The organism is Algoriphagus yeomjeoni, assembly GCF_003259505.1.
Classification (GTDB): domain Bacteria; phylum Bacteroidota; class Bacteroidia; order Cytophagales; family Cyclobacteriaceae; genus Algoriphagus; species Algoriphagus yeomjeoni.
This window is the reverse complement of sequence record NZ_QLLK01000002.1, coordinates 261,917-287,158: the sequence shown is the minus strand read 5'-3', so window position 1 is coordinate 287,158 and position 25,242 is coordinate 261,917. Positions and strand designations below refer to the sequence as shown.

General features: G+C 39.3%; 30 protein-coding genes. 9 read left to right on the top strand and 21 right to left on the bottom strand.

Going from position 1 to position 25,242, the window contains the following annotated elements; translation table 11 throughout:
* The first annotated feature begins 107 nt into the window (after positions 1–107).
* A complete protein-coding gene (locus LV83_RS04575) occupies positions 108–572 on the top strand; it encodes a YehS family protein (RefSeq protein WP_111610356.1) in 465 nt (154 codons plus the stop codon).
* Here the strand turns inward: LV83_RS04575 and LV83_RS04570 are convergent, their stop codons facing one another.
* Positions 573–788 (bottom strand): YwbE family protein, encoded by a 216-nt coding sequence (locus tag LV83_RS04570; RefSeq protein ID WP_111610355.1) that lies wholly within the window; start codon positions 786–788, stop codon positions 573–575. It abuts the gene before it with no gap.
* Between the two features lie 168 nt (positions 789–956).
* Between LV83_RS04570 and LV83_RS04565 the strand changes: the two genes are divergently transcribed.
* The gene (locus LV83_RS04565; protein WP_111610354.1) at positions 957–1,430 is read left to right on the top strand and encodes a hypothetical protein; all 474 of its coding nucleotides are present in this window, start codon (positions 957–959) and stop codon (positions 1,428–1,430) included.
* Between the two features lie 93 nt (positions 1,431–1,523).
* Here the strand turns inward: LV83_RS04565 and LV83_RS04560 are convergent, their stop codons facing one another.
* From LV83_RS04560 to LV83_RS04525, 8 genes are all read right to left on the bottom strand, one after another.
* Positions 1,524–1,772, bottom strand: a complete 249-nt coding sequence (locus LV83_RS04560) for an acyl carrier protein (RefSeq protein WP_111610353.1) — start codon at positions 1,770–1,772, stop codon at positions 1,524–1,526.
* A gap of 279 nt (positions 1,773–2,051) precedes the next feature.
* Complete coding sequence (locus LV83_RS04555; protein WP_111610352.1) at positions 2,052–3,950, bottom strand: monovalent cation:proton antiporter-2 (CPA2) family protein; 1,899 nt, start codon at positions 3,948–3,950, stop codon at positions 2,052–2,054.
* A gap of 11 nt (positions 3,951–3,961) precedes the next feature.
* Positions 3,962–4,522 carry a glutathione-regulated potassium-efflux system oxidoreductase KefF gene (gene kefF / locus LV83_RS04550; RefSeq protein ID WP_111610351.1) on the bottom strand — a complete coding sequence of 187 codons (561 nt, stop codon included), beginning with the start codon at positions 4,520–4,522 and terminating at the stop codon, positions 3,962–3,964.
* Between the two features lie 11 nt (positions 4,523–4,533).
* On the bottom strand, positions 4,534–4,968 hold the full coding sequence (locus LV83_RS04545; protein ID WP_111610350.1) for a (4Fe-4S)-binding protein: 435 nt from the start codon (positions 4,966–4,968) through the stop codon (positions 4,534–4,536).
* Positions 4,969–5,149: 181 nt separating this feature from the next.
* Positions 5,150–5,644, bottom strand: coding sequence for a hypothetical protein (locus tag LV83_RS04540; RefSeq protein WP_111610349.1), 495 nt, complete (start codon positions 5,642–5,644; stop codon positions 5,150–5,152).
* A 68-nt stretch (positions 5,645–5,712) separates the two neighbouring features.
* Positions 5,713–6,057, bottom strand: a complete 345-nt coding sequence (locus LV83_RS04535; RefSeq protein WP_111610348.1) for a hypothetical protein — start codon at positions 6,055–6,057, stop codon at positions 5,713–5,715.
* 63 nt (positions 6,058–6,120) lie between these two features.
* The gene (locus LV83_RS04530; RefSeq protein WP_111610347.1) at positions 6,121–7,608 is read right to left on the bottom strand and encodes a glycoside hydrolase family 32 protein; all 1,488 of its coding nucleotides are present in this window, start codon (positions 7,606–7,608) and stop codon (positions 6,121–6,123) included.
* 9 nt (positions 7,609–7,617) lie between these two features.
* A complete protein-coding gene (locus LV83_RS04525) occupies positions 7,618–8,895 on the bottom strand; it encodes a glycosyltransferase (RefSeq protein WP_111610346.1) in 1,278 nt (425 codons plus the stop codon).
* 308 nt (positions 8,896–9,203) lie between these two features.
* On the opposite strand from LV83_RS04525, the gene rfbA reads away from it, so the two are divergent.
* Positions 9,204–10,064: a glucose-1-phosphate thymidylyltransferase RfbA gene (gene rfbA, locus LV83_RS04515; RefSeq protein WP_111610344.1), complete on the top strand. Its 861-nt coding sequence runs from the start codon at positions 9,204–9,206 to the stop codon at positions 10,062–10,064.
* 6 nt (positions 10,065–10,070) lie between these two features.
* Here the strand turns inward: rfbA and LV83_RS04510 are convergent, their stop codons facing one another.
* From LV83_RS04510 to LV83_RS04490, 5 genes are all read right to left on the bottom strand, one after another.
* Positions 10,071–11,093, bottom strand: a complete 1,023-nt coding sequence (locus LV83_RS04510) for a hypothetical protein (protein ID WP_111610343.1) — start codon at positions 11,091–11,093, stop codon at positions 10,071–10,073.
* A 3-nt stretch (positions 11,094–11,096) separates the two neighbouring features.
* Positions 11,097–11,414 carry a DUF3817 domain-containing protein gene (locus LV83_RS04505; RefSeq protein WP_111610342.1) on the bottom strand — a complete coding sequence of 106 codons (318 nt, stop codon included), beginning with the start codon at positions 11,412–11,414 and terminating at the stop codon, positions 11,097–11,099.
* Positions 11,414–11,989 carry a hypothetical protein gene (locus tag LV83_RS04500; RefSeq protein ID WP_111610341.1) on the bottom strand — a complete coding sequence of 192 codons (576 nt, stop codon included), beginning with the start codon at positions 11,987–11,989 and terminating at the stop codon, positions 11,414–11,416. Before LV83_RS04500 ends, LV83_RS04505 begins: the two co-directional genes overlap by 1 nt.
* Positions 11,990–12,078: 89 nt before the next feature.
* Positions 12,079–12,597, bottom strand: a complete 519-nt coding sequence (locus tag LV83_RS04495; protein WP_111610340.1) for an acyl-CoA thioesterase — start codon at positions 12,595–12,597, stop codon at positions 12,079–12,081.
* 122 nt (positions 12,598–12,719) lie between these two features.
* Entirely contained in the window at positions 12,720–13,388 is a 669-nt protein-coding gene (locus tag LV83_RS04490; RefSeq protein ID WP_111610339.1) for a protein-L-isoaspartate(D-aspartate) O-methyltransferase, read from the bottom strand.
* Positions 13,389–13,499: 111 nt separating this feature from the next.
* Here LV83_RS04490 and LV83_RS04485 point away from each other — a divergent pair, with 111 nt between their 5' ends.
* Positions 13,500–14,096, top strand: a complete 597-nt coding sequence (locus LV83_RS04485; protein WP_111610338.1) for a riboflavin synthase — start codon at positions 13,500–13,502, stop codon at positions 14,094–14,096.
* Between the two features lie 65 nt (positions 14,097–14,161).
* Here LV83_RS04485 and LV83_RS04480 read toward each other — a convergent pair whose 3' ends face one another.
* The 5 genes from LV83_RS04480 to LV83_RS04460 form a co-directional block, all read right to left on the bottom strand.
* The gene (locus LV83_RS04480) at positions 14,162–14,671 is read right to left on the bottom strand and encodes a hypothetical protein (protein ID WP_111610337.1); all 510 of its coding nucleotides are present in this window, start codon (positions 14,669–14,671) and stop codon (positions 14,162–14,164) included.
* Between the two features lie 30 nt (positions 14,672–14,701).
* The gene (locus LV83_RS04475) at positions 14,702–15,799 is read right to left on the bottom strand and encodes a formylglycine-generating enzyme family protein (protein ID WP_111610336.1); all 1,098 of its coding nucleotides are present in this window, start codon (positions 15,797–15,799) and stop codon (positions 14,702–14,704) included.
* 72 nt (positions 15,800–15,871) lie between these two features.
* Positions 15,872–16,882 carry a hypothetical protein gene (locus LV83_RS04470; RefSeq protein ID WP_111610335.1) on the bottom strand — a complete coding sequence of 337 codons (1,011 nt, stop codon included), beginning with the start codon at positions 16,880–16,882 and terminating at the stop codon, positions 15,872–15,874.
* 197 nt (positions 16,883–17,079) lie between these two features.
* On the bottom strand, positions 17,080–17,622 hold the full coding sequence (locus LV83_RS04465) for a ferritin (RefSeq protein ID WP_111610334.1): 543 nt from the start codon (positions 17,620–17,622) through the stop codon (positions 17,080–17,082).
* A gap of 100 nt (positions 17,623–17,722) precedes the next feature.
* The gene (locus LV83_RS04460; RefSeq protein ID WP_111610333.1) at positions 17,723–19,069 is read right to left on the bottom strand and encodes a M20/M25/M40 family metallo-hydrolase; all 1,347 of its coding nucleotides are present in this window, start codon (positions 19,067–19,069) and stop codon (positions 17,723–17,725) included.
* Positions 19,070–19,137: 68 nt separating this feature from the next.
* Between LV83_RS04460 and LV83_RS04455 the strand changes: the two genes are divergently transcribed.
* From LV83_RS04455 to LV83_RS04440, 4 genes are all read left to right on the top strand, one after another.
* Positions 19,138–19,653 carry a DinB family protein gene (locus tag LV83_RS04455; protein WP_111610332.1) on the top strand — a complete coding sequence of 172 codons (516 nt, stop codon included), beginning with the start codon at positions 19,138–19,140 and terminating at the stop codon, positions 19,651–19,653.
* A 132-nt stretch (positions 19,654–19,785) separates the two neighbouring features.
* On the top strand, positions 19,786–20,580 hold the full coding sequence (locus LV83_RS04450; RefSeq protein ID WP_111610331.1) for a PhzF family phenazine biosynthesis protein: 795 nt from the start codon (positions 19,786–19,788) through the stop codon (positions 20,578–20,580).
* Positions 20,581–21,282, top strand: coding sequence for a potassium channel family protein (locus LV83_RS04445; protein WP_111610330.1), 702 nt, complete (start codon positions 20,581–20,583; stop codon positions 21,280–21,282).
* A gap of 84 nt (positions 21,283–21,366) precedes the next feature.
* Positions 21,367–22,848: a S10 family peptidase gene (locus LV83_RS04440; RefSeq protein ID WP_111610329.1), complete on the top strand. Its 1,482-nt coding sequence runs from the start codon at positions 21,367–21,369 to the stop codon at positions 22,846–22,848.
* A 140-nt stretch (positions 22,849–22,988) separates the two neighbouring features.
* On the opposite strand, the gene LV83_RS04435 is transcribed toward LV83_RS04440, so the two are convergent.
* Positions 22,989–23,867, bottom strand: a complete 879-nt coding sequence (locus LV83_RS04435; RefSeq protein ID WP_111610328.1) for a glutamate--tRNA ligase family protein — start codon at positions 23,865–23,867, stop codon at positions 22,989–22,991.
* Between the two features lie 132 nt (positions 23,868–23,999).
* On the opposite strand from LV83_RS04435, the gene LV83_RS04430 reads away from it, so the two are divergent.
* Positions 24,000–24,731 carry a carboxypeptidase-like regulatory domain-containing protein gene (locus LV83_RS04430; RefSeq protein WP_111610327.1) on the top strand — a complete coding sequence of 244 codons (732 nt, stop codon included), beginning with the start codon at positions 24,000–24,002 and terminating at the stop codon, positions 24,729–24,731.
* Here LV83_RS04430 and LV83_RS04425 read toward each other — a convergent pair.
* The gene (locus LV83_RS04425; RefSeq protein ID WP_111610326.1) at positions 24,728–25,234 is read right to left on the bottom strand and encodes a DUF4442 domain-containing protein; all 507 of its coding nucleotides are present in this window, start codon (positions 25,232–25,234) and stop codon (positions 24,728–24,730) included. The two genes, LV83_RS04430 and LV83_RS04425, sit on opposite strands and share 4 nt — an antisense overlap.
* Positions 25,235–25,242: the final 8 nt, after the last annotated feature.

Sequence of the window (25,242 nt, the reverse complement as noted above, 5' to 3'; positions counted from 1 at the left end):
ACTCTTTTTCATCTGGCTGGTTTAATGAAAAGCATTTCATTGCTATTTTCAAACCTGCAATTCCTAATTCATCCTTACCTTTGAATTACACCCGCCAAAGAGCATACATGACAAATTCAGATATTTTACGGACGATACGTTATATTTTCAACTTTAAGGATCCCGAAATGGTCGCCATTTTTAAAGCTGGTGGATTGGATCTAAAGCGGGAGGAAGTCGCAAATTTTTTAAAAAATGACGACGAGGAGTATTTCCAGGCAATTATCGATAAAGATCTTGCAGCTTTTTTGAATGGCTTTATTGTCGAAAAAAGAGGCAAAAAAGATGGTGAGGATCCAAAGCCAGAAAAGTCACTAAACAATAATATCATTTTCAGGAAACTTCGAATTGCATTGAATCTGAAAGAAGATGACGTGCTGGAAATTCTTTCATCTGTAGGTATGCACATCAGTCCCCACGAGTTGAGTGCCTTTTTCAGAAAGCCTAGCCAATCCCAATACAGACCATGTAAGGATCAAATTCTCAGGAATTTCTTAAATGGCCTAAAAAAGAAATATCGTCCAACAGCTTAGTTAGTCTTCTACAAAAACATCGACGACTCTTCCAACTTCTCCGGTATCCAGCATGACTTTGATGCCGTGCGGATGAGTAGGAGAAGAGGTAAGGATTCTCTTTACAAAACCTTCAGTGAGTTCACCAGACCGCTGATGGTGTTTCTGTACGATAGTGACTTCACTGTCTAATTGTATGTTTTTTCGGATCGTACCAGTAAGAGTTTTCTTTTCCATTTTTAGATTTGCACGCTTGAACTTGCAAGGTAATTGTGACTTTGATATGATTCAAACAATAAATTATGAATACTTTTTGTAGCATTTTGCATCTATATCACGTAAGAAGTTAAAGCTCCTGTTGTTCCTTTTTTATGCAGTAGCTTTTCACTTAAAGAATTTTTGCATATGAAATTGAAACTAATACCACTATTCGCTTTTGTTTTTATTCTGTTTGGCTGCAAGAACGATGATGACGTTAATCCGGAAGTTTTGACTCAAAATCACTGGGAAAAAGTCTTCCAAGATGCAAGTTTAGATCCTCCCTATGAAGTAGTATATTCTATTGATTTTCAGGCTAATGGGGTTGTAAATTACGAGGCTTTTTTTAGAGATTTGGAAAATAAAAATGTGTTAGGTTTTATAGAATATTACAGTGGCACCTATCAAATTGTTCAGAATAAAATAACTGTTTCAATCACCGAACATTACACAAACCAAGTGAGTGGTGAGATGTATTCGGACAAGGAAAAGTTAAGCTTAGTGGATATAGACAACCAGACTAGAGAATTTCAACTCAGAAATAAGAATTCAGAATTGCATACCATTATGCCTTTGTATGCAAGTTCTCTAGGAATAATTTATGATCGAGTTGAGAAATAGAGTCATCCTAAATTTGAAGGCTTTAAAAAGTAAAGGGCTGATTTCAATTAAGAAATCAGCCCTTTATCGTTGGTTTAGTTTTCAAAACATCCATCAATTGTCTTGCGGGATGTTTACAAGTAACGCTATCAGATCTTTTGGCGTATGAACAGCGCCTAGTTTTTCATCTTGAAAAATTACCTGTAGCTGATATTCCAATTCGAAAATCAGCCCGTTGATGAAGACTTGATCCATATGCAGCTGCTGAATAAAATCTGCATTCTTATGCTGACCAATCAGCGTAATACCATAGGAGTGAAATACTTCAATGGCCTTTTTTAGTAGTGTAAATTGTTGGTTCATAGTAGTGAAATATAGGTGTAGTAATCTGCTCTGAAAATTTTAAAACTTACAGTCTTTCAAAACGGCGTTGGAACTGCTTAGTTCCCAATAATTGAAATAACGTGATAAATCGAATATTCGCTACTTCAAACTAGAGATTTAACAATAAATAGCTTTGTTAATTTCTGTTCCTAGTTTCTTGGTAAATAGGCAAGTAAGCTTTACTTCAAACATCTACGAAGACAAGATGTTTGTTGGATTGATTGAAAAAATACACAAGATAGTCCTGAGTACACCCTGTTATTCTGCAGGCTTTTCTTCTGAATTTACAGCCTCCTTGATAGAATCACTGTCCCAAGTGTGATCATTCACAGAGAATTTTCTCATCAATTCACCCGATAGGAGGCTTTCCTGCATTTCTATCTGCTGACGACTTTTAGAAATATACTCATCTGTATTGTCTTTAAAATTCACCAACACCTTCAGTGCACTCTCGTCATAGTCCCTAAATTGTTTTGCAAGTCTGTGTACAGTATGAGCTCTAAATCCAAGCTTTTTCAATAAATCTTCCCCCATTCTTATGGAAGTATCCAAGTGTTCTCGGTAGATATTTTTCACACCCATTTCCATGAGTTCAAAAGCATCGTATCGGTTTTTGGCCCTTATCATTACTTCCAAATGTGGGAATTCTTCCTTGCAAAGCTCTACTAGTTTTATACTGTACTCTGTATTATCCAGCGCAGAGATCAAAATAGATGCGTCCATCACTCCAGCGGAAAGTAGAAGGTCAGCACGGGTTCCATCTCCAAAATATACTTTGAAGCCCATTTTCCGAAGGTATTCCACCCGATCTGGGTCTGAATCCAGAATAGTTGCTTCCACACCATTTGCCCTAAGGAATCGTCCAAGAGTAGATCCAAAATGCCCGAAACCTATGAGAATCACTTTGTTGTGCTCCTCAATACTGTCCATTTCCTTTTCAATAGTTTTGTGGGTTTTATTAATTGCTGGATTTATGACTTTGTCCAGTACAACCATCAGAATAGGAGTGATGGTCATACTTAATGCGGTGACCGCCATCAAGGTATCAGAAATAGACTGGTCGAAAATCCCGAGCTGTAGCGCAAAGGCATACGTAACAAAAGAGAATTCCCCGACTTGGGAAAGACCTATCGCAAAACTCAGGTTGTCTGAAAGGCTTAGTTTTCTCGACTTTCCTATGATCATCAGAATCACTGTTTTCAGAACTATTATTCCCATGGTCAGAGAAATGACGGTGGTAGCGTTATTGAATATCAAACTGAAATTGATTGTAGAACCCACAGCCATGAAGAAAAGCCCTAAAAGCAATCCTTTGAAAGGCTCAAGATCAGATTCTAGGGCGTGTCGGTAAGGTGAATTGGCTAGGATGACTCCTGCCAAAAATGCACCCAAAGCGGGACTTAGGCCTACTAGTTCCATCAGAAACGAGATTCCAACTACAATCAATAAGGCAGAGGCCGTGAAGAGTTCGCGAAGCCTGCTTTTAGCGACATAATTTAGTAATGGACCAAAACCAAACTGACCGAGAAGTACTACTATCCCAATCGCTCCGAAAATTGATAAGGTCTGAGCCCAGCCCGGTAGGCTATCTATTAAGCCGTGCATTTCAGATGCATTTGTGGAAAGAATCGGATCACCAATGATGAGGAGCGGCAATAGTGCTAAAATTGGGATTACAGCTATATCCTGCATTAGCAGTACTCCAAAGGAAAGCCTACCATTCGGACCGTTCATCTGATTTTTCTCCTTGAGAGATTGCAGCACAATAGCTGTAGAGGATAGTGCCATGGAGAGCCCAATTGCAAGGGATATTTGCCATTGGACTTCGAATAGAATTCCTATTCCAAAAACCAGCGCCGAAGTAATCAGCACTTGACTTAACCCTACTTTTAAAATCAACTGACGCATTTTCCAGAGATTCTTCGGCTCTAATTCCAAACCTATCAGAAAGAGCATCATTACCACTCCGAATTCGGTAGCATGCATGATATCTTGGCCTTGTCCTTCATTTGTAATAAAACCAAGCAAGTAAGGACCTATTAGAATTCCGGCGATCAAGTAACCCAAGACCGAACCCATTCCAAGTTTTTTGGCTAGGGGAACACAGATGATTGCCGCAAGAATATATAAGATGGCATTTACCAAAAATCCATTCATAGGTTCAAAATTTAGAGATTTTTGAAATGAGAGAGATCCGCAGCATCCCGCAGTTCAAGCAGGAATTTCCGATAAGATTCAGCTTTTTTCTTGAGATCAAAAGCGGAGATTTTATGTGTTCCAGCCACTTGAAATGGAGGTAAATAAGTCATGTTGCAGAGCCTGGCAGTTTGCTCAAATGGTCTAAGAAAGTCTTCGATTTTATAGTTATTCCTTCCATCGTATTGATATGCTTCCTGAGATCCACCAGAGGTGATGGCATTTGCGATGTATTTTCCTTTGAGGTAAATACCCCCTGGCCCATAAGCCCACCCAAATTCCAAAACCAGATCTATCCATTGCTTCATGAGCGGCGGACAGGAATACCAATAAATAGGATGATGCCAAATGACGATCTCAGCTTCGAAAAGTGCTTCTTGCTCTGCCTGAATAGAAATATTAAAATCAGGATAGAGTTCATAGAGATCTCTGATTTCTATATTTTCAATACCTGAAATAGCCTGAATTAAGGCTTGATTTGCCTCAGAATGCTCAAATTTGGGGTGGGCAAAAAGTACAAGTACCTTACGCATGTATACTGGCTTTATCCTTGAAAATTAATTTTCTTATGGGTGCCATCACAAAATGGTTTGTTTTGGCTGGATCCACACCTGCAGAAGGCTGATACTTTACTTTGGTTTTTGATGTGACCGTCAGGAAGTTTGACTTTGAGATTACCATAAACCATCAAGGGTCCATTGGGCATTACTTCTACTAGTTGCTCTGACATCACATCTCCTGAACTCGTTTCTTTTTGTTCCTTAAAATAGTACCCAAGTGCACCACTAGGGCACTTGTCTATCTGCTTGACAATCGCTTCTGTACTTGCCCCCTCAGCATTGATCCAAGGTCGTTTTTCAAAATCAAAAACAGAAGCTAAACCTGTGATACAATTTTTGGAATGGATGCATTTGTGAGGTTCCCAAGTAATGGTAACCTCACCATTTGAATATTCTTTATGGATAGGAGTATCCGACATAATCTTTTATTTATAGGTTTGACTTCTTTTTAATATTACAAATTAATCCTTGTAGCCTAGAATTAATAACCCACGGATTATAAAAAAAAGACTCAGCCACTTAACCGAGTCTTTTTGTAACCAATCAAAATTTTGCCTGCAAATTAAGTTGTCTGGCAGGTTCAAACTGAAAATAGTCGTGCTAATTTTTAAGCTGCACTTCCAGTATTTTTTGCCACTTTTCTGCTATTCCGCGTTCTCCTGCTACATCAGTAAAGAGCTCCCCATCATAGATTTCTATTGTTTTAGGGGAATGCGAAGAGTCCTTGAAGTGAAATTGCAATGCTAGGTATTCTAAGATATGACGCTTCTCTTTTCCAACTTGGACCATGCGACTTTTTTCTTGAATACTGACTTTGTTTACCTCTTTTAGGTCTACCATACTTTGCTCAGGATAGCTGCCAAATCTGTGATAAATCAACTTTTTATGCTGGCTATCCAAACCAAGGTGATAATGATTTCTCCATCGCTCATGCTGCGTTGGGAAAGTATTGTTGGAGCTGGAAAACTCCTCAAATGAGGCGAGGTTAGCTGAGGTTAATTTCTTGAGTTTATAACTGTAATACACAAATGGTGAAGCTGTAGCCACCATAGCAAATGAAGTCACAATAAGTGTGACTGGATCAATTGAAATCATAGGATTGGAATTAAATTGAATAGAGTTTTTAGGCGATTGAAGATCGCTAGGCTAGTTTCTATTCAATTTTACCAGGTGTAGAAAAAGTGGATAAAGGTGTCTTTGACGTCAAAAAGTGGAAGGGACTTTTTAAAAAATGAAGGCGATAAATATGTCTTGTATGGACTAACAAATTCAAATTTGCAGTTGGAATTTAACTTGTAGTTTAAGCTCCAATCAACTTTAAATTCGGGAATTTTAAGTATTTCTGGACCAGCATTGAATTGAATGGTACTAAGCTGGATGTGATTGGAAACAGAATCGTGCGAGAGGTCTATATTGGAAGATTCAATAGAGACCGGAAATGCAATAACAGCCACAAACCACATCACCCAACTCAGGGAAATCATGCAGAATGACAGCTGTTTTTTCATTTACTTTCGAAGAAGGATTAAAGGTAAATTAAAATAATCCGAGATGACAATAGGAGCGATATCTTATTTTTTCAAATTATAGATTTTCAAAGAATTGAGACTTTCGGAAACTGCCACATTTTTCCATGGACTTGTAGGAAAAAGGATGGAAGTCATCACTAATTCTCCATCATTTATAAATAACTCAATAGAAGAAGCGTCCAGGAAAATTCGGATTTCCTTAGCCTCCCAGCTCATAGGAGCAGAATGCATAGCAGCAAAATCTCGCTGAAAATCACTCTTTCCTGCATTTCTTCGGTCTATGCTAACCAACCCATTTTCTTTGGAAATGATCACACTTTCTCCTAATTCATTTGACAAGGTCATTGAGAAAGAATCCGATTTGACTTCAGCTGTTAATTCTACTGCCTCTGATGGCAAACCAGCTTCTGTTTGGTTAATCTCAAACTCCTCTGATCTAAGCTTTTCAAGTTCTATGGCAGGGGCAGATTTTAAAAGCAGCGTACCATCCACATCGAATAAGCTGAGTGCTCTAGGGACTGTCATCGCAGACCTCCATGCTTTAGTCGGTACCACGTTTGCATAGAGCCAATTGCTCATCCAGCCTATGAAGAGAGTTCTGTTTTGCTCAGTTGGTAGATTACTCCAAGTTACTCCAGCGTAATTATCTGGTCCGTAGTCGATCCATCGAATCATGGTGTCATCCGGAGTGAATTCACCGTTTTTGAAATCCCCGATAAAGTATTGGGTAGCCGAGCCATTTTGTGGACCACCTGGGTTTATGCTAACTAGCAATACCCATTTTTGCTCTCCTGCTGGTGTTTTGAAAGGAAGTAAATCTGGACATTCCCAGACACCTCCATGCGCTCCGATTGTTTTTCCAAATTCACTTAATAGGGACCAGTTTTTTAAATCCGGTGAGCTGTAAAAATTAATATGATCAAGAACTGCTAAAGTCATTATCCAAGATTTCGAACCGTCTGGATTTGTGATTTGAGATACTTTTGGATCCCGAAAATCTCGGATTCCAGGGTTTTTCAAAACTGGATTCTGTGAATACTTTTCCCAGGTTCTCCCTTTGTCTAGCGAAAAAGCGATTGATTGATTCTGAAAAGTATCCGAAGAAGTTTCTGCCTCTTCTGCATTGTGATGAGTGAAAATTGCCACCAAAGGAGGATTCTCTTTGGTGCCCAACCCAGAGCTATTTTCCGCATCAAAAACTGCACTTCCTGAGAAAATATATCCTAAACTATCAGGATAAAGCGCTGTAGGCAAAGACTCCCAGTTCACCAAATCCCTGCTAACTGCATGTCCCCAGTGCATAGGACCCCAGACTGTGCTATCTGGGTAAAATTGGTAGAAAAGATGGTATTCATCATCCAGATAAACCAGTCCATTTGGATCATTCATCCAGCCTGATTCTGGAGTAAAGTGGTAGTTAGGCCTATATTCCTCAGTAACACTGGATTGAAAAATGATTTCAGGGTCTGACTGGCAGCCAGAAATTATGAGGAAACAAACTGGGATTAGAAGAAGAATAAGTCGATTCATATGATTTGGTTAGTCAAGGCGATTGATCACAAGGTTAAGCACTGTTTCTCGCTTCGCTTCATTTTGGATTACTTTTGAGAGCGTTTTTGCGCTTCCTGTATAAGCTGGATTTGTCCAAAAGTCTACCAAAGCTATCTCAAATTTGCCTGCATCCAAATTGTGTATGCTGGTTCCCAAAGGCCCAAGTTCGCGCTTTGCTATAATTCTGTTCCAAAAATACTGATCAATAATATGGGGAACGATCATTTGAACACATCCATGAGCTGCGCCTTGATGAGTTGTGCCTGAGCCTCCATGATGAATAATTCCTTGGAGCTGTGGTAGAATCCAATCGTATGGAATTTGATTCACATAAAAAATCGAGTCATCACTTTCTTCAATCTGCTCCAATCCACCCCAGGAAGTATTGACAATTGCAGGGATGTTATGCTTTTGAAGTAATTCGATAATTGTTTTAGAGTATTCTTTGGGCTTAGTGTTACTCATTGACCCAAAAGTGAGAAGAATAGCTTTTGGATACTTTTTAAGCCATTCTTTTAGTTCTAATGAAGGTTGGTATTCTTTGAGTTGATTCCTGAAATAGTAACCTACAATCTTCGCTGATTCCGGCCAATTTTCAGGTTTTGGAAAAAGGCTAGGGGAGATGGTATAGATAGTTTGAAGTCGATTCAGTTCAAAATCTTTGAGAGTTTTAGAATTTATTGTTAGTTGAGGAAAATCTGAATAATACTTTCCTATATACTTTCTCATAGCCAGGCGTCTAGTAGCATTAATGAAATTATAGGACTTAAGATTGATTTTGCTACTAAAAGGCTTCCATTTACCTAAGCCTATATGGGGAAATTCTGCTGATGGATGTGTAAGGCATGGCAGTGGGGTAAGCAAGGTATATCGCTCAGGTTCGGCCATCGCTGCCACATAATAATAAAGGCATTTTGCATGAAACACGATTCTATCTGGGTTATGGGTAAGGATTGCATCTCGTTGCTGACTTATGATATTATTTTGAATTTTTAAGGAGCTTTTTGCCAGGTTAATAAAGTTTTTGAGCTGATTCCATCTACTTCCTCCTCCTCCCATGATAGTTTTGCCACTTTGAGAATCAATCAATTCCAAAAATCTTTTATCAAACCCAATGAATTCGTAATCCAATTTGGATACCGTCTCTCTGAATTGCTCTGGAAAAAGGCAGATAACTTCATGACCAGCTTCCGCAAAAATCTCCGCTTGAGCTAAAAAAGGCTCGACATCACCACGTGTTCCTATGGAAGCAAAAAGTATTTTCATCTGTTTATATGTTGTTTTTCACTGGTCAAATAGCCTGTGCCGATTTTTCATAGGGATAATGCCCCGGATAATCATTCCTCTCTGTGGGTAGCTTTCTCATGGGCATTTCATGTCTTAATTTTTTTAATATTTGCTCATTCCGTAGCTTTGAACCATAATCTAGCTCAAATTTTTAAGCTTTTTTATCCAGAATTAATTGAAATGCCTTCTTCAATGAATTGAAGTAAGCAGAGATGACTTTTGATTTTTGTCCTTTTATTGGTAGAAAACCAGAGTTATTAAAATTAAACTAATAGAACCTAAGATACATGAAGGGAATTATTTTGGCTGGAGGATCCGGCACTCGTCTTTATCCTTTGACGATTTCGGTGAGTAAGCAGCTCATGCCAGTCTATGACAAACCGATGATTTACTACCCGCTTTCAGTTTTGATGATGGCGGGGATCAAAGAGATCCTAATCATCACTACTCCTGATGATAGTGAGGCGTTTCAGAGACTTTTAGGAGATGGATCTCAAGTTGGATGTTCCTTTGAATATGCTGTTCAGCCAAGCCCGGATGGATTGGCTCAAGCCTTTATTATTGGGGAGAAATTTATAGGTAATGACAAAGTAGCATTGATACTTGGGGATAATATTTTCTATGGTTCAGGTCTCCACAAAACTTTGCAGGCTTACACCGAGACAGAAGGTGGAGTAGTGTTTGCCTATCATGTGAATGATCCAGAGCGATATGGAGTCGTCGAGTTCGATGAGAACAAAAAGGCTATCAGCATCGAAGAAAAACCTGAAAATCCTAAGTCCAATTTTGCAGTTCCGGGGCTTTATTTTTATGATAATCGTGTGGTAGAAATTGCAAAGAAAATCAAACCAAGTCCTCGTGGTGAGCTGGAAATTACTGACATCAACAATGAATATTTGAAGTTGGGAGAGCTGGATGTAGCTATTTTGAATCGAGGAACAGCTTGGCTGGATACAGGAACTCACCAGTCGCTATTGCAAGCTGCTCAATTCGTAGAAGTAATAGAAGAGCGTCAGGGTTTGAAGATTGGATGCATCGAGGAAATAGCCTATAGAGCTGGCTTTATTGGAGATGAAAAATTGCTTGAGGCTGCCCAAAAGTTAGGAAAAAGTGGCTACGGTGGGTATTTGAGGAGGTTGGTGAAGTAAAGAGAATTACTTCTTGATTAGCTCTTCAAGGCTTGTTTTCATTATTTGCCCCATGTTCTTGCATTCCAGGAACTTATCATTTCCATAATGCTTCGCTAAGTCAGCTTTTAATGAAGCTATATTTTCCGGAAGGGAAATGGTATCGTGCTCCATTGATCGTAGAATATCCAGAATACCTTGCCTAGAAGATTTGAGTCGTGTGGCGATCAATGCACGCTCTTCTTTCTGGTATTGCACCATCGATTCCGGCGTGATGTACTTCATTCCCAACTGGATCAGTACATTGTTTTCCTTGAAATATTGGGGCAGATAAATCGATTTTTTCCCCTCATAAGATTGCTGGTCAAAATCAATCGCCCGAATTCTATAATGTGTCTCCTCAAAGTCAGGAGTAACGTCGATTACAAAGTTTGAAGAATGCATATCTCCAAGCAATCGCACAAAGCAACGTTCGTTGAATTTGACGAATTCCTTGGCCAATCGAATAGGATTCAAATGCGGATCATCCATGTGAGCACGCATGAATTTATCTCCAGGAATACCGGCAATATGCTCCTCGATCAGCGTGTTTTGATGAACTAAGTAAGAGATTCTATTGGGTGAAAGTAAATGTTCAAACTCCAAACCATAAACTCGTGAGGCATCGGCATTTTTGACGTAGAAATAGTCGAAGTTATCGTTGATTCTATTTACAATTCTCACCCGAAATGGCTGAGTATTTCCATACACACAAAGATCAATTCTATCCACATACAAGTGCTCCATCACCGACATGTCGCCACCTGCTTTCAGCAAGGCATAGATTTTTTTGACATTCAGGTGAATCTCTTCACGGTCGGACTGATCGTAAAAAACTGTCTCCCAAAGCGTATCTTGATCCTTGGAATCATATAGCGCAATAGAGCTCGAATAGCGTAACAATTCGTGATAATGGATAGGGATATCCACTTCTCTGGAATACTTAATCAGGTAGCGTCTCAGTCCATTGCTGATCGGAAAAATTCGCTTCTTTTTGCTGATTAATGCCATTTTTTACAAATCCACGTGCTGACTGTTCTTCAGGTTTCTGTCAAAAATAAATGGACCAAAAGGCAAGACTGAAGCAATCAATGCAAATAAAGTTCTGCTGAAATTCCATTTTAACTTATGTGCAGTTGGGAATACGGTGTAGATATAAATGATAAATAGAATCCCGTGAGCCCAGCCTACATATTTCACTGCGAGGGGATAGTCCCACATGTATTTGAGGGGCATTGCGATCAAAAGCAAAAGTAGGAATGAGGTCCCTTCAATAAGAGAGATCCAGCGAAATCGCTTGGCCCAAGTATGTTGTTCTGGTGTTAAACTCATTATTTTTTAGCTATGTTAAATAGGACTTTAAGAGTGTTCCAAAGTTTGCCTTTGAGTGCTTTGTCTTCTGAAATTGTAGATAGTGCATCTGCGAAAAGGTATTCAGTTTCCTTTTCCATATGGATCTGGTAATCTGAAGCAGGCAGTGCATTGATCGGGTGTTTTATACGACCAAACTTCAAAACAATATGTGCATTTAGATCATAAAGTTCTGCCAATGATCTTCCTTCCAGTTCTTTGGAAGAAAGTAGTCCAACTTCATTCATGGAATGACCGACTGCGTTAATCATGTTCACCAGCATCTCCATTACTTCCGGTTTTAATTGCTCCTCCTCATGTAGGACAAGAATTCCTTTTTCGAATTTACCACGAACGACAAGAGGTTCGGGTTTTAGTTCTTCTTTTGGAGGCGTTGCGCCATCAAGATGGACAGTTTTCGGAAGAGTCTTTGGTTTTTCAGCTACTTGAGCAGAAGTTGTTCCTTCGTTTTGCTGATCTGTTTTAGATTCTTTTTCGAAGAAAAAAAGCTCTTCGGTGATGATGTGCTGGAGCTCCTGAATGCTCATATTTTCCATGTGGGAAATTGCTTAAAATTCGCCTTAACACAAAAAAAGAGGGGCAATATCTCTAGTGCCCCTCTAATATTTATTCTCTGTGAATTGGATCAATCCAAATTGAAAATGGACTTCAATTCCACAGCATCTTCTGGTTTCATTCGTTTGGCAAGAACTAATCTAAGCTGCCTTCTTCTCAAAGCACCTTGGAAGTTCTCGATTTCTTCTGGAGTTTCTGGAACTAGTTCAGGAATTCGTGAAGGCTTATTGTTTTCATTTACAGCTACAAAGGTGAAAAACGCACGGTGCGTCATTACCTTTTTATTTGCAGGAATATCTTCGGCTGTCACTTCGATGAATACTTCCATGGAAGAGTTAAATGCGCGGGTCACCTGAGCTTTCAAAGTAACTACATTACCAAGGGCGATAGGCTCTTGGAAAGAGATATTATCTGCAGAGGCTGTCACGACGATGCTGTTTGAATGCTTCTGAGCAGCAATAGCAGCCACCACATCCATCCAATGCATCAGTTTACCTCCCATAAGGTTGTTCAATGTGTTGGTATCATTGGGAAGGACCATTTCGGTCATGATCACTGCGGACTCTCTTGCAAATTTCTTGGTACTCATAAATCTAAATTTTAACAAAAATAGAAATAAAATTTGGCTAGGAAATAACTATCGGTGATATATCGGAATTTAATTCCGAAATCATAATAGAATTATGAGAAATTGAAATTTGAAATTTCAAATCATTTCACCCCCCAACCGTCTTTTCCTAAAAGCGGCACAAATGCAAAGCCATCATATTCTTCTTGAACTACCTTTGTGTTTGATTTTTTAGTGATTTTGAGCATAGCTTGCCGGCGCTTATCACCTACAGGAATTACTAAGATGCCACCTATTTTTAATTGCTGAATCAAAGCTTCTGGAACGATCGGTGCTCCAGCGGTTACAATTATTTTATCATAAGGCGCATAGTCAGGGAGGCCTCCTGTTCCATCACCGTAAAAAAGCTGCATTTCTATTCCCAATCTCGTCAGAAATCGCTTTGTTCCTTCAAATAATTTCTTCTGATACTCAATGGTAAATACCTCTGCTCCAAGTAGATGCAAGATGCTACCTTGGTAACCAGATCCAGTTCCGATTTCTAATATTCTATCTCCTTCTTTAATTTCCAGCAGCTCAGTTTGGAAAGCAACGGTGTAAGGTTGGGAGATTGTTTGACCCTCACCGATAGGGAAGGCTTTGTCTTCATAGGCATGGGAAATCAAAGCAGAATCAAAGAAAAAATGTCTGGGTAAGGTGTTGATAGCCTGAAGAACACGCTCGCTTTTGATGCCTTTTTCCCGGAGCAAAGTTACTAGAGCTCGTCGTTTTCCTTTATGTAAATACGTGTCTTCGAGTTTGAGTAGGGGCATGATTAATTTATGATTCTGCCGTCGAAGATAAAAGATTATTTGGCTTAATTTGAACTTGAATAGGGCATTTGTTGCTTACTCATTGAAACTTTGAAAGTTAAATTCACCGATATGTTTACAGGAATTATTGAAGCTTTTGGTACAATAAATAATATCACCCAAGATGGCAGCAATGTGCATTTTGATTTAGACTCTACACTTGCTTCTGAATTGAAGATTGATCAGTCCCTAGCCCATGATGGAGTTTGCTTGACAGTGGTTCAAACAACACCTGATTCCTATCGCGTAACTGCAATCGACGAAACAATTCAGAAGACAAATTTATCACAATGGAAAGTAGGAAAGAAGGTTAATTTGGAGCGCTGCATGCCTGCAAATGGGCGTTTTGACGGACATATCGTGCAAGGTCATGTAGATCAGGTAGGGAAAGTCAAAAACATATCTGATCAGGATGGCTCCTGGGTTTTCGATCTGGAATTTGATCATGACCTGGGAAATGTGACGGTGGAAAAAGGCTCGATAACCATTAACGGGACGAGTTTAACCTGCTTTAATTCCGGTCCTGGTAGATTTTCTGTAGCTATTATTCCTTACACTTTTGAGCACACCAATTTTCATCAGTTGAAGCCAGGGGACTTGGTAAATCTGGAGTTTGATATTCTAGGGAAATACATACAACGAATCACGAAAGGATACGATTTGCCATGATTTTTTTTAACCACTGAGGCCACAAAGGGAAACGCAAAGTTCGCGATTGTTAGGGTTTAAAGGATTTAATTAAGCTCCTTCCATTTTCTCAGTTGTTCGATTTCTGATTTGAGGATTTCTAGCGCTTCAATCCTTTTTTTTGAATACTCGAGTTCTGATTCAAGATGCAAAGTCGGGTCTGATGGATTTCGCGGAGGGGGTGGACTTGTAAATTTCAATAAATAAGGGAATTTAAAGCTTCTTGAAAGCCCGCATTGTGACATTGTAATAAATTCATCTGAATTAGGGCTATTTGTGTACACTAGCCAAAATTCTTCATTTTCATCTGGGAAAATTGTACATGAATTTGTTAAAGATCCAATTACAAATCCCACCTCTTCCCCCTTTAAAGTTTCCAAAACTTCAAATTTGAAAGAACCATCGTCATTTCTTTCAACAATTTTCCCTAAAAAAATAAGGTCACTTTCTTCATAGTTCAACTTCTGTGCACTTGCCAAATCTTCCTGGAAATAGCAATCGCAAAGTTTTTCTGAATAAAGCTCTGTTACTAAAAGAAAAACTAAAATAAAGTTCATTAAGCTTCACTAACAGTGACTAATCACAATTTACTTCATACTGATTGTTTTCTCTTCAGCATCTTTTACCAATCTGAAACCCACATTAGAAGTACCGCTATCGAAAGCTTGACCCTGACGGGAAGATGGGCGATAATTCACACAGTAGTTATCTGCACAAAGGTAGGAACCACCTTTAATCACGCGTTCCATCGCGTATGGATTGTCAGGATTGTAGCATTGCTTCATGTTGGCATCCAGCTTCGGTGCTTGTCCAGCCAGTCTTGCGTATTTCAGCGCATCATACCAATCATCCGTCAATTCCCAGACATTTCCGATCATATCGTATAGCCCAAATGTGTTTGGAGCGAATGATTTTACTGGAGAAGTTCCTTCAAATCCGTCTAGATTTTGGTTGTCGTTTGGAAAGTTTCCTTGGAAAGTATTAGCTAGATATTGTCCATTTGGAGTTAATTCATCTCCCCAAGCAAAGCGCTTTCCTTCTGCGCCACCGCGTGCGGCAAACTCCCATTCATTTTCCGTAGGAAGTCTTTTTCCAACCCAATCGGCATAGGCTTTAGCATCTTCATAGGCAATATGAACCACCGGGTGGTTTTCTCGTCCTTCCAAATTTGAATCTGGTCCCTCGGGGTTTTTCCAGCTGGCTCCTTCTACCCATACCCACCACAAGGAAATATCCTGAGTCGGAACGGGGTAGGTTGGTGGACTGAATACCATAGATCCCGCTACCAAAAGTGACTCATCTGGTTTTGGGGTGCCAGGAGGTAATTGCTGTTTGAGATCTTCCCATTCCGGTTTTTTCTCAGCGACAGTCACATAGCCTGTAGCGTCCACAAATTTCTTGAATTCTGCATTAGTAACTTCATGCCTGTCCATCCAAAACCCTTTTACTTTCAGGTCTACTGCAGGTTTCTCAGCAGAATAGGCATCTGCCTCATTAGTTCCCATAACGAACTCTCCTCCCGGGATCCATGCCATTCCTTCTATTTTTTCGGATGGTTCAGGCATGCTGGTTATTACCATTTTGTCTTCGTCAATAACCGTTTCAGAAGTCTTTTCCTGACAGGAGAAAAATGAAGTGCTAACCAAGATAAAGCTAGCTAAACTGTATTTTATTGAATTATTCATAAGTGGGTTCCTTCAAGGTTAAAAGTAGTAGAAACTATTCTTTATCCGAAAGATTTCACTAAGTAATGGTGCTTAATCCTCTTCAACAGGAAGCGCATTGATTCTTTCTGTTACTTTTTTTCGCAATTTGTTGAAGAACTGCTTTCGTTCTTTCTCGCATACTACGCTGATTTGAGTTGATTTTTTAATCAGATTTTCGAGGTTACGAAACATTGCATTATTGAATGCTGGATCTGATGTGCCATGGAAATAGATCACGCTATGATTTAAATAGGTTACCTTTTGCTCATCCATGGTGGCAAAAAAAGTATTGTCCCCAATAATAAATTCATTCACGAAAAAGTTATAATCAGCCCCTTCAATTTCTGGATGTGAGGGTATGATTTTCTTGCCCTTTTCAGCCATTCGCTCCAAGTTGTCGATCACCTCCATCATACAATTATATAGAAATAGGGTGTCCTCTTTGGAAGTCATGATACCCATTTCGTGATATAATTCAATCTGCCGTAACGTCACACTTATACCTTCTATGTTCCAGATTTCTGTGGTTGGAATTTTATGGTAGGCTTTGAGAATTTTTTGGGTGATCTCGGCAAACTGATCGTAGGTATTATCCTTGATAGAAAACTTGGTGTCTTTCAAGCTTTCATTAAACAAAATTGATTTTCTCCAGAAAAAGAATTTGAAAGCAGCCAATTCCTTATGATAGTAATGGTGAAAAGGTGGCATGTCTTTTACCAGCCAATAGATGTGTTTTTTAGAGAAGCTATTTACCAGGTTCAACTGGGCATAGACGTCTTCCATCCATTTCATGAAGCTATTTTCCTGATAATCATTTTGGTTACCATGAAAGAGAATGTTATTGGAATGTAGATTAAAAAAGGTGTCCACAGAGATATTGAAGCGACTACAAAGAGTCTCCAGCTCATTGAAATCTAGTAACTTTTCACCTCGAATCCTTCTGTAAGCACTGTCAATGCTGATTTCTAAAATCTCAGCTATTTCGTCGACGAGTGAATTGTAACTAGGTAATGATTGCTTTATTGCTTGGAAAAATGCCGCTTGGCTCTTATTGAAACTCATAGCAACAAGGGTGTAAGGGTATGTAAGTCGTTAAAACTATATTAAGATATAGGAAAGAAGAATAAGAAAAAATCTATACCTCTAAAAGAATTTCATCCAAAGACTTGATTGTCAAATGATAATATAATTATTGTTTGTTTTGTTGTACTTACCTAAGAATAAGGCGAAAAAAAAGCGACTCGAAAGTCGCTTTAAATTTATTCTGCAACATGGGCTGCGGCGTGGAGCTTCCCAAGTTCTTGGTCTATGGTCCAAAGTCCTACTCCTTCTTCTCCAATGATATCGAAAAGCTCAAGCGCTCTTCTAGACATAGTCTCTTCCTCTCTTTGCTCAGTGACATACCACTGCATAAAGCTGAACGTAGCAAAATCCTTCTTGGTGAAGGCATGATCTACAATATTATTGATAGATTTTGTCACGTTGATTTCATGCTCTAATATCAATTCGAAGATTTCTCTTAAGGAATTGAAATTATGTCTAATTCCAGAGATCTCAGGCTGAATGGCATGTCCACCAGCTTCATTGATGTATTGGAATATTTTCATCATGTGCATTCTTTCTTCGTCAGAATGGGTATAGAGGTATTTTGCAGCATTTTCATACCCCATCATATGACACCAAGAAGCCATAGATAAGTAGTAAGCGGAAGATTTGCCTTCCATCTCTACCTGTTGGTTCAATAATTTTTCTGTATCAACAAGTAATGAACGCTGAAGCGTTACAATTTCTTTAGTTTTCATAAGATTAAGTGTTTCATAGTATAAACTAAATATCAGGATTGAAGTTCCAGTTTGGATTGTCTTTCAGCGAATTTGGAATTGATTTAATTAAAGTATGAACTTATCTGGAAAGAGGAATCGGGAAAACAGGAAGGCTTTCTGCTCCAGAATCTGAAACTGACTGTACAGCAAAGAAGTAATTGTCTTTGGAGTACGGTACTGTCAATGAAGTTTCTGTAGTCCAGAATTTTTGTTCCCACATCGAAGAAGAAGTTTCTCGCATCAGCACATAATATCCAGCAGGATTTCCGATTGCAGGAGCTTCCCAAAGTAATTTCGATTTATTGCTCAGCCCACGAACATCTATTTTCACTTCCTGAGGTTGGCCTGGGGAATTAGCCAAAGATGCGAGGGAAGCTAGGTTTACAGCGGAGACTTTTCTCAAGTATTCAAAATCCATAAACTCCGGTAGATCGCCATATTGGATTCCATCTTCTACGCGTACATTTTCGTGCTGATGAATGAAGTTTTCGTTCATTTCAGACATTCGAACAGCAGTGAAGCCATTTCTGGCAAAAGAAGTTTGATCTCCACCGCGCAAGAATCTATCAGCACGATAAATCAATTTCACTTCAAATTGATCGACATACTTATCACCATGCTCCTTGACATACCTTGCCAATTGTCTCGATTTGCTGTCATTATCGGCATTGGTGTACCGACGAATATTACCTTCTTGCTCGGTCTCTGCCACAGGAATTGTTTCTGAGAAAACACGCATTTTTAAGTTGTCTTTGATTAGAGTTTCAGAAGAACTGCTGTTTCCTACGATGTCATTATTTAGCACTGCTATAAGGTTCCATTCTTCTGACTTAGCCTTATCCGCCAAATAGGTAGCTCCTTTTAACCCTTGTTCTTCTCCAGTGAAAGCGACAAACATAATGGTAGCTGAAAACTCATGTGAAGCCATGATTCTGGCTAATTCTATCACTGCTGCAGTTCCACTACCATCGTCATTTGCTCCTGGAGAATTACCTTCAGCATCCATCACATCTTTGTTTCGAGAATCCATGTGTGCCGAAAGGATAAATATTCGAGAATCATTAGGATTAGTTCCTTTGAGAGTCGCTATCACATTAGCGCCAGGAGAGTCCGCCGTTATTCTTCGATTATCAGCTGGAATAGTGAATTTTTCAATTTCTGCGGTCATTCTGCCTCCGGATTGCTTCGCAAAATGATTGAATTTGGAAAGCACATAGCGTTGAGCTGCAGGCATACCATCCTTTTCATCTGTACTCAGGGTATGGCGGGAATTGAAAGAGGCTAATGCTCGCACGTGGTGCTCGAGAGAATCTGAGGAAATTTCAGAAATCATTTGAGCAATTTCCGGATTTCGGATAATAGTAGTTTGTGAAATCGCCACTTGGGTGCAAAGGGCGAAAATGATAATGAGTAATTTTTTCTGCATGATATTGAGGTGGTTTATACTTATGACTTAAATTTATTGCATATATATTCCTCCCAAAGCATTTTTACATGAAAACCATAGATCAACCTAAAAAAGGTGATTATTCGCCTTTTTTTTCAACCTACCTAAATTTAGTGACAGGAAATAATTACGAGGAGCAGGTGCTAAATCAATCGAATGCCCTTTTAAAGCTGTTTGACGAGAAGGGTAAAGCATGGGCAGAAAAATCCTATACAGAAGGGAAATGGACACCCAAGGAAGTACTGGGTCATATCATCGATACTGAAAGAATTATGACTTTCAGAGCGTTATGTTTTGCCAGAGGGGAGAAATCGGCATTACCGGGTTTTGATCAAGATCCCTATGTACTTAATGCTAGATTTGGGCATGTTCCGATTGAACACTTGTTGGATGATTTTGTAAGCCAACGCATGGCATTATTGTCCCTACTTCGAATTTTGCATGAAGACACACTAGATCTGGTAGGGACTGCAAGCGGAAATCCAATTACTCCAAGAGCTCTTTTTTGGATTATTCCTGGTCATTTTATTCATCACCTGAATATTTTAAAGGAACGCTATTAAAAATGAAATCGAGCCGATTTAATCAGGCTGAGAAGAAATAAGAATTATACACCAAGATTATTTTCCTTCTTACGGAACTTCATTGGTAGTCTCGAATAGTCGAGATTGCCACCCCAAAACAATTTAAATTACATGAAACTGTCCATAGTAACCATTGATGCTTTTACCAAAAAGCCTTTTTCTGGAAATCCTGCAGCTGTTTGTTTACTGGAGAATGAACTTACAGCAGATCAAATGCAGATGATTGCAATAGAAATGAATCTGAGCGAGACGGCTTTTATAAGCCGTACTACTCATGACGATTCATTTGGACTGAGGTGGTTTACGCCAGCAGCGGAAGTTGATCTTTGCGGACATGCTACTTTGGCATCCGCATACTGGATGGTAGAATCTGGGTTGGTAAACCCTGGGGATATTATTCGTTTTCAAACTAGAAGTGGAGAGCTTCGGGTCAAAAGTGATGGGGAATGGATGGAGATGGATTTCCCTTTGCTTCCAACTCAAAAAGAAACACATCCTTTTTTCGAGAAGGATTTTTTTGGTTTTCCAATCAAAAGCACTGCGAAGTTGAGAAGCAACTGGATTATTGAATTGGAAAATGCAGAAGCTTTGGAATCTTGCTCTCCTGATTTCACCCTCGTGAAAAAGCATAGTGAGGAAGGAATTATTATTACTGCAGCTGGAAGGAATTCTTTTGATATTTATAGCCGTTACTTTGCTCCAAATTTAGGAATTGATGAGGATCCGGTCACAGGGTTTGCTCACTGTGCTTTGATGGATTTTTGGTTTCAGAGAAATGGGAAAAATAAGTTGAAAGCATATCAGGCAAGTAGAAGAGGGGGAGAACTGCATTTAGAAAAAAGAGGAAATCGCGTAATTATAAGAGGTCAAGCAGTTAAAGTTTTGTCTGGAGAAATTGAATTTTAGATGAATCAATTTGTAAACAAAAGAGGGCGTCAAGTAAAACATGCATTCAATTCTTTTACAGAGTATTGGCTGACCGATGCAAGTTTTGGAGTGCTATTACTGATCCTACTTTTTACAGTATTTGTGCTGCCAATTCTTATCGAATATGGTCATGTGCATGCGTTGTTTGTCAATACAGTCTTTCTGTTTTTGTTTTTCACAGGAATATGGTCATCTCGGTTTAAGATTTTGATAGTATTGACCTCAATTCTTTTTATGACCCAATTGGGCCTTAGAATCCTGCGGTTTTCAAATTATGATTTTGAATTTTACTTGGCAGAAAGAATTGTTGGTATAATGAATATGTTGGTTTTTATATTTCTGAATATCAGGTTATTATTTCGAAATGATGAAGTAAATATTTATAGAATTATTGGGGCCATAAATGTCTATTTATTAGTTGCGATTTTAGGTGCTTTCGTTTTTGAAATCATCTATCTGACTACAGGATCCGGCATAGGCGGCGATGTAGTGCTGGAAGGAATTGACAAAGATTTTGCGCTCTATATTTATTTTAGTTTAGTATCACTTACTACTGTGGGTTTTGGAGATATATATCCCATTCAGGTGATGTCAAAAATGCTTTCGGTTTTCCTCTCTACCATAGGAATACTTTATCCAGCTGTGGTTATTGCTAGACTGGTTTCTGTAAGGAAGAGCTAATTAATTCTACCCATTTGTGTAATTTTTTTCAGGTTTGCATTTACAATTAGTAGTTTCAATTCCGAATAATTATACCCACACTTTATGAGAAAATTTAGTTTAACAGTACTTTTTATGGCTTTACTTTCTGTAGTTTTTGCTCAGGAAGAAAGACATATAGAAATAGAGTCAGCTGTGGTAACTCCCCACGAGACGACCATCAAAGGAAAAAAGGTGCCTTACAAGGCAACGGCTGGAACCCAGCCCGTCTGGAACGAAAAGGGCAAGCCAATAGCTTCCCTATTTTACACTTTCTATGAGCGTACCGATGTTTCAGATAAGACAACTCGCCCGCTTGTGATTTCATTCAACGGTGGGCCAGGTTCGGCATCTATCTGGATGCATATTGCTTACACCGGTCCAGTTGTCTTGAATATTGATGATGAAGGATACCCACTTCAGCCTTACGGTACCAAATCGAATCCACACTCAATTCTAGATGTAGCAGACATCGTGTATGTGGATCCAGTGAATACAGGGTTTTCTAGAATTGTGGATGAAGAGGTGGATCGTTCTACTTTCTTTGGGATCAATTCTGATATTAAATACCTGGCGGATTGGGTAAACACATTTGTTACCCGCCAGCAGCGTTGGGCTTCGCCAAAGTATCTAATCGGTGAAAGCTATGGCACTACGCGTGTGGCAGGATTGGTAGCACAGCTTCAAAATTCACACTGGATGTATTTCAATGGTGTCATCATGGTTTCACCTACAGAATTGGGGATTGAGCGTGGCGCACCAATTCATACGTCTAACTATCTGCCTTATTATGCAGCGACGGCTTGGTATCACAAAGCACTGGATGCGTCACTGCAAAGTCAGGATTTGGAGGATTTCTTACCGGAAGTGGAAGCATTCACAATCAATGAGCTGATTCCTGCTGTGGTGAAAGGAGGCTTGCTGTCCGCAACTGAGCGAGATGCCATAGCTGCGAAATATGCTTTGTATTCTGGATTGGACAAAAAAGTGGTGCTGGAGCACAATTTAATGATACCAACCAATTTCTTCTGGAAAGAATTGCTGAGAGACCAGGGAATGACAATCGGAAGACTGGATAGTAGATATAAGGGCTTTGACAATGCCGGAACAGGCTCTAGACCTGATTTTGATCCAGCATTATCGTCTTGGAATCATGCTTTCGCTCCTTCATTTCAGGTTTATGTGAGAGAGCATCTCAATTACAAAACGGATCTGACCTACAATCTATTTGGCCCTGTTCATCCTTGGAATCGCTCTAATGAGAACACCGGCTATGATTTGGCTGATGCTATGCGCCAAAATCCTTACCTACATGTCATGACGCAATCAGGCTATTTCGACGGAGGTACAGACTATTTCAATGCAAAGTATAACCATTGGCAAATGGACCCATCTGGTAGATTGGCAGATAGACTTTCATGGAAAGGCTACAGAAGTGGCCACATGATGTACCTAAGAGCTGAGGATTTAGAAACTTCCAATGAGGATATTCGTCAGTTTATCAAGAAATCAATGGTAGCGCCAGATATGCCTGCAAAGTATGATTGATAAGATTTAAGTAGTAAGTATCTAGATGCTAGAAAATAGGTCTTTTAAGAAGCCGAAGATAATTCTTCGGCTTTTTTTATTAGTTGGTTTTTCTGGGTCAGACTGAGCGAAGTCGAAGTCTTTACCTCAGTCATATAAATTCAATTAGAAATAGCATGCTTGAACATTTCAAAATCCTCAATCGGTTCCTTTGCACCAATCATCTCTCCCAAAAGCCGATACATATCTGTCGGCTTTTTTCCTTCCTTTCTTAGAAATTGAATGGATGTTGCTCCTTCAGATTTGGACAGTTTCTTGTTTTTTGGGCCTTTCAAAAGTTGGTGATGGTGAAAAGTTGCTTCTTGAAAGGAAGTGAGTTCAAGTCCATTTGCTACGATCTGCTGATCCAATGTTGACCCCAGCAAGTCATTCCCCCTTACGATTAAATCAACTCCATACTGTACATCATCAATTACAGAAGTGAGTTGATAGGCTGGGAGTTTGTCCTTTTTCCTAACGATAAAAAAGGCTGAATCTTCTGGAAGAGTATAGGATTTCTCTCCTGCTGCATAGGTTTTGACTTTGATAAAGTCTGTCTCAAAAGTGTCCATTCGCCAGCAGGTATCAGCTCTTTCCAATGGAATATTTCTCACCTGACAATGCCCTAAATAATAGCCTGAAGAGTCTAATTGCTGGATTTTCTTTCGGGTACAATCGCATGCAAAGACTAATCTTTTTTCACGTATTTCTTCCAATGCTTCCAAATAACTGTTCATTCGGTGAATCTGAGACCATTCCTGCTCAAAGTCCTGAACTGTTTTCGGGCCTTGCTCGTAGCTTATTTCCATAAACTCCAGCGTATCAAAAATATCCTGAACATATTCCGTTCTATATCGCTCCCGATCCAAATCATCTATTCTAAGAAGAATCTTAGCGCCTGTCTCTTCAGCCAAAGCTTTGGTAACCAAAAAAGAATAGAGGTTTCCCAAATGAAGTAAGCCGCTCGGAGTGGGTGCAATTCTTGTGAGTTTCAAATTCATCGGGCGAAATTAAATAGAATAGCGCATAATTACTGTTGAAGAAGTAGTCTAGTCACTTTTGATTTTACTCTTAAGCATCTTTAACTTCCATAAATTCAATAGCTATCAAAAGCCTGCTTATTTTTGGACTTTATGAAATTCAGATTCCTAGTTACCCTATATTTTGCTTTTCTACCAGCAATTCTCGCACAGAGAACCTATTCAGGGAACGTGCTTGATGCTACAGATAAAACATACATGGAAGGGGTGAATGTGGAAGTTCTAGGTTCCACAAGTTCTTCTATAACCAATATTCGAGGCTATTTTTCTGTCAAGGGGAATATAGGGGATACCTTGAAAATCTCCTTTCCGGGATTTATTGAGCAGAAAATATCGTTGGGGGAAGAGACTTTTTTAATGCTTCAGATTCAGGATAGGGCAAGGTTTCTCCCGACTTTTGAGGTAAAGTCTGAGCCTTATGCTTTTCGATTCAAAGATGGGAAATTAACGCTTATCGATCCTGATGAGGAGAAAGCGCCTTCCAATTCAAGTGGTATCAGTGCTGGATATCTTGACTCACCAAATGGGGGAATTGCAATAGCCGGGGTATTATCCTCACTGACCAAGCGGGCGAGACTAGAACGAGAGTATCAGAAAAAACAAGAATGGATGCGGAGGCGAGAAGGATATTATGCCGTCGTTGAATCAGACTCAATTCGTCAAAATCTCATGGTAAAGTATCAGCTTGAACGATCAGATTGGGATAGAATAATTATTCGTTTCAATGAAGGAAACGCCTACCACGAATTTTTGGATTGGAGCAAAGAGCGGGTTTATGCGACGCTGAGTGAGTTTATTGATAGGGAGAGGAGATGGATTAATTAAGATTTTCTCTTGAAAGACCAAGTGACGTAGAATCGTGCAACTTCTTCTTGTTGCGGGTTTTTACCAGTTGAAATCATTGTCAATTTTCCGGTGTCATTTGGCTCTAAAGAGGCAAGAAGAGCAAATAATTCTAGTCCTTGCTCGCAGGTAAATTTGATTTTTTGATTGGCTTTTTTATAGTATTCTGCCCGAAAATCCACAACAAGCATAGCGTATTTTCCCAGACCGCTGATGGCCAACTGGCACAATGCACCTGTACTTAATTCTGCTGCTCCAGCCATTGCAGCAAAATAAATAGAATTAAAAGGATTCTGCGTTCGCCAAGTATATGGGATAGTTACCACACATTTTTCTGCATCCAATTCTTTAATCCGGAATTTCCAAAAAACCGCTGATGGAAGCTTAATCAACATGCCAAACCAGAAATAAAACGGGTTACTCATTTTTTTTTGATAGGCTAAAGCAGCAGGCTTTAAGGAAGAATGGGTTTCTTTGTCGTTCATATTTCTTT

What these genes read in the sequence shown, in the direction of transcription:
- LV83_RS04575 (WP_111610356.1), top strand. Translation starts at nt 108, where the DNA reads ATGACAAATTCAGATATTTTACGGACGATACGTTATATTTTCAACTTT.
- LV83_RS04570 (WP_111610355.1), bottom strand. Translation starts at nt 788, where the DNA reads ATGGAAAAGAAAACTCTTACTGGTACGATCCGAAAAAACATACAATTA.
- LV83_RS04565 (WP_111610354.1), top strand. Translation starts at nt 957, where the DNA reads ATGAAATTGAAACTAATACCACTATTCGCTTTTGTTTTTATTCTGTTT.
- LV83_RS04560 (WP_111610353.1), bottom strand. Translation starts at nt 1,772, where the DNA reads ATGAACCAACAATTTACACTACTAAAAAAGGCCATTGAAGTATTTCAC.
- LV83_RS04555 (WP_111610352.1), bottom strand. Translation starts at nt 3,950, where the DNA reads ATGAATGGATTTTTGGTAAATGCCATCTTATATATTCTTGCGGCAATC.
- kefF (WP_111610351.1), bottom strand. Translation starts at nt 4,522, where the DNA reads ATGCGTAAGGTACTTGTACTTTTTGCCCACCCCAAATTTGAGCATTCT.
- LV83_RS04545 (WP_111610350.1), bottom strand. Translation starts at nt 4,968, where the DNA reads ATGTCGGATACTCCTATCCATAAAGAATATTCAAATGGTGAGGTTACC.
- LV83_RS04540 (WP_111610349.1), bottom strand. Translation starts at nt 5,644, where the DNA reads ATGATTTCAATTGATCCAGTCACACTTATTGTGACTTCATTTGCTATG.
- LV83_RS04535 (WP_111610348.1), bottom strand. Translation starts at nt 6,057, where the DNA reads ATGAAAAAACAGCTGTCATTCTGCATGATTTCCCTGAGTTGGGTGATG.
- LV83_RS04530 (WP_111610347.1), bottom strand. Translation starts at nt 7,608, where the DNA reads ATGAATCGACTTATTCTTCTTCTAATCCCAGTTTGTTTCCTCATAATT.
- LV83_RS04525 (WP_111610346.1), bottom strand. Translation starts at nt 8,895, where the DNA reads ATGAAAATACTTTTTGCTTCCATAGGAACACGTGGTGATGTCGAGCCT.
- rfbA (WP_111610344.1), top strand. Translation starts at nt 9,204, where the DNA reads ATGAAGGGAATTATTTTGGCTGGAGGATCCGGCACTCGTCTTTATCCT.
- LV83_RS04510 (WP_111610343.1), bottom strand. Translation starts at nt 11,093, where the DNA reads ATGGCATTAATCAGCAAAAAGAAGCGAATTTTTCCGATCAGCAATGGA.
- LV83_RS04505 (WP_111610342.1), bottom strand. Translation starts at nt 11,414, where the DNA reads ATGAGTTTAACACCAGAACAACATACTTGGGCCAAGCGATTTCGCTGG.
- LV83_RS04500 (WP_111610341.1), bottom strand. Translation starts at nt 11,989, where the DNA reads ATGGAAAATATGAGCATTCAGGAGCTCCAGCACATCATCACCGAAGAG.
- LV83_RS04495 (WP_111610340.1), bottom strand. Translation starts at nt 12,597, where the DNA reads ATGAGTACCAAGAAATTTGCAAGAGAGTCCGCAGTGATCATGACCGAA.
- LV83_RS04490 (WP_111610339.1), bottom strand. Translation starts at nt 13,388, where the DNA reads ATGCCCCTACTCAAACTCGAAGACACGTATTTACATAAAGGAAAACGA.
- LV83_RS04485 (WP_111610338.1), top strand. Translation starts at nt 13,500, where the DNA reads ATGTTTACAGGAATTATTGAAGCTTTTGGTACAATAAATAATATCACC.
- LV83_RS04480 (WP_111610337.1), bottom strand. Translation starts at nt 14,671, where the DNA reads ATGAACTTTATTTTAGTTTTTCTTTTAGTAACAGAGCTTTATTCAGAA.
- LV83_RS04475 (WP_111610336.1), bottom strand. Translation starts at nt 15,799, where the DNA reads ATGAATAATTCAATAAAATACAGTTTAGCTAGCTTTATCTTGGTTAGC.
- LV83_RS04470 (WP_111610335.1), bottom strand. Translation starts at nt 16,882, where the DNA reads ATGAGTTTCAATAAGAGCCAAGCGGCATTTTTCCAAGCAATAAAGCAA.
- LV83_RS04465 (WP_111610334.1), bottom strand. Translation starts at nt 17,622, where the DNA reads ATGAAAACTAAAGAAATTGTAACGCTTCAGCGTTCATTACTTGTTGAT.
- LV83_RS04460 (WP_111610333.1), bottom strand. Translation starts at nt 19,069, where the DNA reads ATGCAGAAAAAATTACTCATTATCATTTTCGCCCTTTGCACCCAAGTG.
- LV83_RS04455 (WP_111610332.1), top strand. Translation starts at nt 19,138, where the DNA reads ATGAAAACCATAGATCAACCTAAAAAAGGTGATTATTCGCCTTTTTTT.
- LV83_RS04450 (WP_111610331.1), top strand. Translation starts at nt 19,786, where the DNA reads ATGAAACTGTCCATAGTAACCATTGATGCTTTTACCAAAAAGCCTTTT.
- LV83_RS04445 (WP_111610330.1), top strand. Translation starts at nt 20,581, where the DNA reads ATGAATCAATTTGTAAACAAAAGAGGGCGTCAAGTAAAACATGCATTC.
- LV83_RS04440 (WP_111610329.1), top strand. Translation starts at nt 21,367, where the DNA reads ATGAGAAAATTTAGTTTAACAGTACTTTTTATGGCTTTACTTTCTGTA.
- LV83_RS04435 (WP_111610328.1), bottom strand. Translation starts at nt 23,867, where the DNA reads ATGAATTTGAAACTCACAAGAATTGCACCCACTCCGAGCGGCTTACTT.
- LV83_RS04430 (WP_111610327.1), top strand. Translation starts at nt 24,000, where the DNA reads ATGAAATTCAGATTCCTAGTTACCCTATATTTTGCTTTTCTACCAGCA.
- LV83_RS04425 (WP_111610326.1), bottom strand. Translation starts at nt 25,234, where the DNA reads ATGAACGACAAAGAAACCCATTCTTCCTTAAAGCCTGCTGCTTTAGCC.